We start from the raw sequence: 5,114 nt of genomic DNA, 5'->3' as shown, positions 1-5,114 counted from the left end.
CCCCCCTGTGCGTGCCGTGCCGGCCGGGGCCCGCCGGTCAGTCGCCGACCGGGCGCCCGGTGTCCTGCCGCGGCTCGACCTCCTCGGGGTGGCCGCGCAGCTTCCAGATCGCGGCGGCCAGGCCGCCCCAGATCAGCACGATCGAAACGATCATCATCACGATGGCGCTCGTGGACATCAGCTGCTCCTCTTGTCCAGGTGGAGGGCGGCCAGGTCCTCGTCCATGTTGCGCCGCCACGGGATGAGCGAGAGGAGGATCGCGACCACCAGCGCGCCGGCGGCCACACCCCAGCCGGCGGCCAGCAGGAAGCCGGTGGAGTATTCCTCGTAGTTGGACTCCAGCTCCTGGCGCAGGGAGTCGAACAGCATGATGCCCAGTACCACGGGGGTGATGACTGCCAGGCAGAACTTCCACCAGCGGCCGAGCATGATCGCCGAGGTGGCGTCCGCCTCCGCCTGCTGCTCGCCGAGCTTCCGCAGCACCCAGCCGATGACGATCAGCACGATCAGCGAGGCCAGCGCGATGCCGTACCGGTTGATGAACCGGTCCGAGGCGTCGAGGAAGTACAGGCCGCCGGTGCGCGGGAAGAGCAGCAGCGAGGTCAGCGCGGTCAGACCGCCGACGATCACCACCGCCTGCACCCGGCTCATCCCGGTGCGGTCCATCACCGCGGAGATGATGACCTGCACGATGCTGATCAGCGAGCTGAGGCCGGCGATGACCAGCGAGACGAAGAACAGGACACCGAAGAAGGCGCCTGCCGGCATGCTGGAGATGATCGTCGGGAAGGCCACGAACGCCAGACCGATACCGCTGGTGACCAGCTCGTCCAGCGGGACGCCGGTGCTCGCGGTCATGAAGCCGAGCGTGGCGAACACGCCGATGCCGGCGAGCAGTTCGAAGGACGAGTTCGACAGGCCGGCGACCATCGCCGAGCCGGTCAGGTCGGACCGTCTCCGCAGGTACGAGGCGTAGGTGATCATGATGCCGAAGCCGATGGACAGGGAGAAGAAGATCTGCCCGTAGGCCGCCACCCACACGTTGCCGTCCCGCAGCGCACTCCAGTCGGGCGTGAAGAACGCGTCCAGGCCGACCTCCGCGCCCTCCAGCGTGAGCGCCCGCACCACCAGGATGAGGAAGAACACGACAAGGGTGGGGATGAAGATCTTGTTCGCCCACTCGATGCCGCGCCGCACGCCGAGCGCCAGGATGCCCAGCGTGACGACCCACACCGCCAGCAGCGGCCAGAAGACCCCGCCGACGAAGCCGCCGAACTCGCCCGGGGTGTCCCCCACCTGGAGGAAGTTCCCGAAGAGGAAGGCGTCGGGCTCGTCGCCCCATTGCTCGGTGAAGGCGAAGCCGACGTACCGCACCGCCCAGGCGAGGATCACGGCGTAGTAGGTGGCGATCACAAAGCAGATGAGGACCTGCCACCAGCCGAGGAACTCGGCCTTGCGGGCGAGCTTGCGGAACGCGGCCGGCGGGGACTTGCGGAACCGGCGGCCGATCGTGTACTCGAGGATCAGCAGCGGTAGGCCGGCGGTGATCAGAGCGATCAGATAGGGGAGCAGAAACGCTCCTCCGCCGTTGCGGTAGGCCTCGGCGGGAAAGCGCCAGATGTTGCCGAGCCCGATGGCCGATCCGATGGCGGCCAAGAGGAAGCCCAGGCGGGTCCCCCACTGTTCGCGGGGTTTAATAGCCATATGTACGCATCCTTGCTGACTTGCGGGGTGGCTGCACGCTAGCAGCGCCGACCGGTCATCACATCCCGAGCGGCATTTGGCTCAACCAGTGAGACGACGGACCGTCAGACGCCCGCACGGCACAATGGCGTCATGCGCGCCGCCCGGCTCATCAGACTGGTCCTCCTACTTCAGCACAGAAGGGCGATGACCGCCGGTGAACTCGCCGCTGAGCTGGAGGTTTCCGAGCGTACGGTGGCACGGGACGTGGCCGCGCTGTCCGAGGCGGGCATCCCGGTGTACGCCGACCGGGGGCGCGCCGGAGGGTACCGCCTCATCGGTGGATACCGGACGCGGCTGACCGGAATGGGCCGTACGGAGGCCGAGTTGCTGTTCCTGTCGGGCGTGCCCGGCGCGCTGCGGGAGCTGGGCCTGGCCGACTCGGCATCGGCGGCCCGGCTCAAGGTGACCGCCGCGCTCGCCCCCGAGCTGAGCGACGCTCAGGACACCGCCGCCCAGCGCTTCCATCTCGACGCGCCCTCCTGGTGGCGCGAACCGCGCACGCCCCCGCTGCTGCCGGCGCTCGCCGAGGCGGTGTGGGACGACCTGCCGGTGACGGTCGGTTACCTGCGCGGGCGACGCGGCGACGAGGGCCCCGGACAGCCCGCGCACGAGGTCGAGCGGGAGGTCGAGCCGTACGGGCTGGTCCTCAAGGCGGGCGTCTGGTACCTGGCGGCCCGGGTGGCCGGAAGCGGCTTCCGGGTCTACCGGGTCGAGCGGCTGACCCGGCTCACCACCGGCGATCGGCGCTTCGACCGCGACCCCGACTTCGACCTGGCGTCCTTCTGGGCCGACCACTCCTCCGCCTTCGCCCGATCCCTGCTGCGCACCGACGTGCTGCTGCGGCTCACCGAGGCCGGCGCCCGGCTGCTGCCCCACGTGCACGGCAACCGTGAGGCGGTCGCCGAGGCGCTGGCCGACGCCCGGCCCGACGCCCACCCCGACGGCTCCGAACGGCTGGTCGTCCGGCTGCCGGTGGAGTCCCTCGACGTGGCGTACTCCCAGCTGCTCGGTCTCGGCCCGGAGTGCGAGGTGCTGGAGCCGGCGGCCCTGCGCGATCGGCTCGCGCGGGCCGCCGCCGCGACCGCCGGACTGTACGGCGCCTTCCCCGAGGGCGCGGACGGTCAGCGGTAGTCCGCCGGGTCGGCCTCCCGCCCCTTGTCGCGGTCCTCCAGGAACCGCCAGGCGTCCGGTCGCGACCCGTCGACGTCCGTCAGGCCGTACTCCCGGGCCAGGTCGACGCTGGCGAGGCATCTGCCGTTGAAGCGGTGCACCGTCGGGTCGGCGGCCAGCCTGGCGATCCCCCGGGCCAGATAGGCGGGTGTCTCGGAGATCAGGAAGTCGGGGTTGGTGCGGGCACCCTCCCGCCAGGTCTCCTCGGTCACCTTGAAGTGGGTGTCCAGCATCGCCTCCGACCGCAGCCAGCCGGGGGTGACGCACACCGCCGTCGCCCCGAACTCCTTCAGCTCCTGGCTCAGTCCGAAGACGATCCGCTGCGGCGCCACCTTCGCCAGGTCGTAGAACATCGGCTCCCGGTAGCGGTGCCCGTTGTACTCCTTCGTGCCGTCGGTGACCTCGACGACCAGCCCGCCCGGCTCGCGGACCAGCAGCGGCAGGGCGTGGTGGCTGGTGACCAGATGCGTCTCGACGCCGAGCCGCAGCGCGCGCAGACCCTCCGCGAGGTCGTGCTGCCACAGCCGCTTGTCCCAGCCGACGAGGTGGTCGCCGCCCCAGATGTCGTTGACGAGGACGTCCAGTCGACCCTGCTCGCGGTCGATGCGGTCGACCAGTTCGGCGACCTGTTCGGACACCAGATGGTCCACGGCCACGCCGATCCCCGTGCCGCCGGCGGCGGTGACCAGTTCGGCCGTCTCCTCGATCGTCTCGCTCGCCCGGCCGACCTCGCTGACGTGCTCCCTGGTGGTGCGCCCGGTGGCGTAGACGGTGGCCCCCGCCCTGCCCAGTTCGACGGCCGTCGCCCGGCCGGCGCCCCTCGTGGCCCCGGCGACCAGCGCGACCCGGCCGGCGAGCGGCTGCTGCGTACTCATCGTCTCTCCTCGTGTACGTGACTCGGGATCGCCACACGGGATCCGTCCGGCGGCCCCCGTCCCGGCCCGGCGTCCCCTCTGCGGCACGGCCACGCTCACACCAAAACCCGACATCTCCTGTCGGGTTTCCCCGGCGTGTTCCGATCTTCACCGGCGCGGCGCGCGGGGCGGGCATGTCGAGCTTCTGGACTACTCCGGGTGCGCCCGCGCCGACCCGGGACGATGCTGGTCCCGTGACGATGCACGAGGACGAGTTCTGGGAGCTGGTCGACAGCGCCCGCGAGGCCGCCGAAGGCGACCCCGTCGAGCACGCGGAGCTGCTGGTCGAACGCCTCGTGCAGCTCGACCCCGAGTCGGTCACCGACTTCGCCCGCCACTTCGAGGCGCGCTTCCTGCGCAGCTACCGCTGGGATCTGTGGGGCGCGGCGTGGGTGCTGCTCGACGGCGCGAGCGACGACGTCTTCGACTCCTTCCGCTGCTGGCTCATCGGCCAGGGCAGGGCGGTGTTCGAGGGCGCCCTGCACGACGACCCGGACGCCCTCGCCGACCTGCTGTCGGACTTCGACCCGGACGTCGACGGCGACGGCGAGGACATCGGCTTCGCCGCCGACGACGCCTACAACCAGCTCATCGGCTCCGAACTGCCGGACCTGGGGCTGTCCGACCCGCCGGACGAGCCGCTCGGCACCCCGCCGGACTTCGAGAACGACAGGGCGATGTCGCAGCGCTACCCGCGGCTGTGGAAGCGCTTCCGCGTCTCCTGAGGCACCACCGCGCGAGCCCCGTCGTGCGGGCTCACCCGGCGCGCGAGGCGAGGTCGAGCGCCATCAGGACGTCGTCCACGTACCGGCCGTCGATCAGGAACTCCCCGCGCTGCACGCCCTCCTCCACGTATCCCTCGGCGGCGTAGAGCGCGCGCGCCGGCGCGTTCGGGGCGAGCACCCGCAGCGTGATCCGACGCGCGCCCCGCGCCCGCGCCCGCTGCGCCGCCGCGCGCAGCAGCGCCCGGGCGACGCCCCGGCCGCGCGCCGCCTCGGAGACGGCCAGGCCCTGGATCTGCAGGACGTGCCGGTTGCTGGCCAGCGGCGTCGGCGGCACCAGCTTCAGGTACGCCACCGGCCCCGGCAGGTCCGGCACCTCCGCCACCAGGAGGTCGGCCGGCCGCTGCCGCTCGTCGAAGAACGGCGGGTACGGCGGCTCGGGCGGCGGCGTCACCGCGTGCAGCGGTGACCAGGTCTCCCGGTCGAGCAGCGCGAGCGCGGCGCCGTCGGCCTCCTCCGCGGGGCGCACGGCGACGGCGCGTGAGGGGGCGGCAGGTGAGGG

6 protein-coding genes are annotated in these 5,114 nt (G+C 71.8%); 2 read left to right on the top strand and 4 right to left on the bottom strand.

Going from position 1 to position 5,114, the window contains the following annotated elements:
- Nucleotides 1-37: 37 nt before the first annotated feature.
- Complete coding sequence (locus GL263_RS21170; RefSeq protein ID WP_182857323.1) at nt 38-178, bottom strand: methionine/alanine import family NSS transporter small subunit; 141 nt, start codon at nt 176-178, stop codon at nt 38-40.
- Complete coding sequence (locus GL263_RS21165; protein WP_182857322.1) at nt 178-1,704, bottom strand: sodium-dependent transporter; 1,527 nt, start codon at nt 1,702-1,704, stop codon at nt 178-180. The genes GL263_RS21170 and GL263_RS21165 overlap by 1 nt, the downstream gene beginning before the upstream one ends.
- Before the next feature lie 132 nt (nt 1,705-1,836).
- Here GL263_RS21165 and GL263_RS21160 point away from each other — a divergent pair, with 132 nt between their 5' ends.
- Nucleotides 1,837-2,877, top strand: a complete 1,041-nt coding sequence (locus tag GL263_RS21160; protein WP_182857321.1) for a helix-turn-helix transcriptional regulator — start codon at nt 1,837-1,839, stop codon at nt 2,875-2,877.
- Here GL263_RS21160 and GL263_RS21155 read toward each other — a convergent pair.
- The gene (locus GL263_RS21155) at nt 2,868-3,791 is read right to left on the bottom strand and encodes an SDR family oxidoreductase (protein WP_182857320.1); all 924 of its coding nucleotides are present in this window, start codon (nt 3,789-3,791) and stop codon (nt 2,868-2,870) included. The two genes, GL263_RS21160 and GL263_RS21155, sit on opposite strands and share 10 nt — an antisense overlap.
- A 239-nt stretch (nt 3,792-4,030) precedes the next feature.
- Here GL263_RS21155 and GL263_RS21150 point away from each other — a divergent pair, with 239 nt between their 5' ends.
- Entirely contained in the window at nt 4,031-4,555 is a 525-nt protein-coding gene (locus GL263_RS21150; protein ID WP_182857324.1) for a DUF4240 domain-containing protein, read from the top strand.
- A gap of 31 nt (nt 4,556-4,586) precedes the next feature.
- Here the strand turns inward: GL263_RS21150 and GL263_RS21145 are convergent.
- The coding region (locus tag GL263_RS21145; RefSeq protein WP_228456715.1) for a GNAT family N-acetyltransferase at nt 4,587-5,114 on the bottom strand (528 nt) is incomplete at its 5' end.

The sequence above is a fragment of the Streptomyces durbertensis genome (assembly GCF_014156695.1).
In the GTDB taxonomy this organism is placed as follows: Bacteria; Actinomycetota; Actinomycetes; order Streptomycetales; family Streptomycetaceae; genus Streptomyces; species Streptomyces durbertensis.
This window is presented reverse-complemented; position numbering and strand designations above follow the sequence as displayed.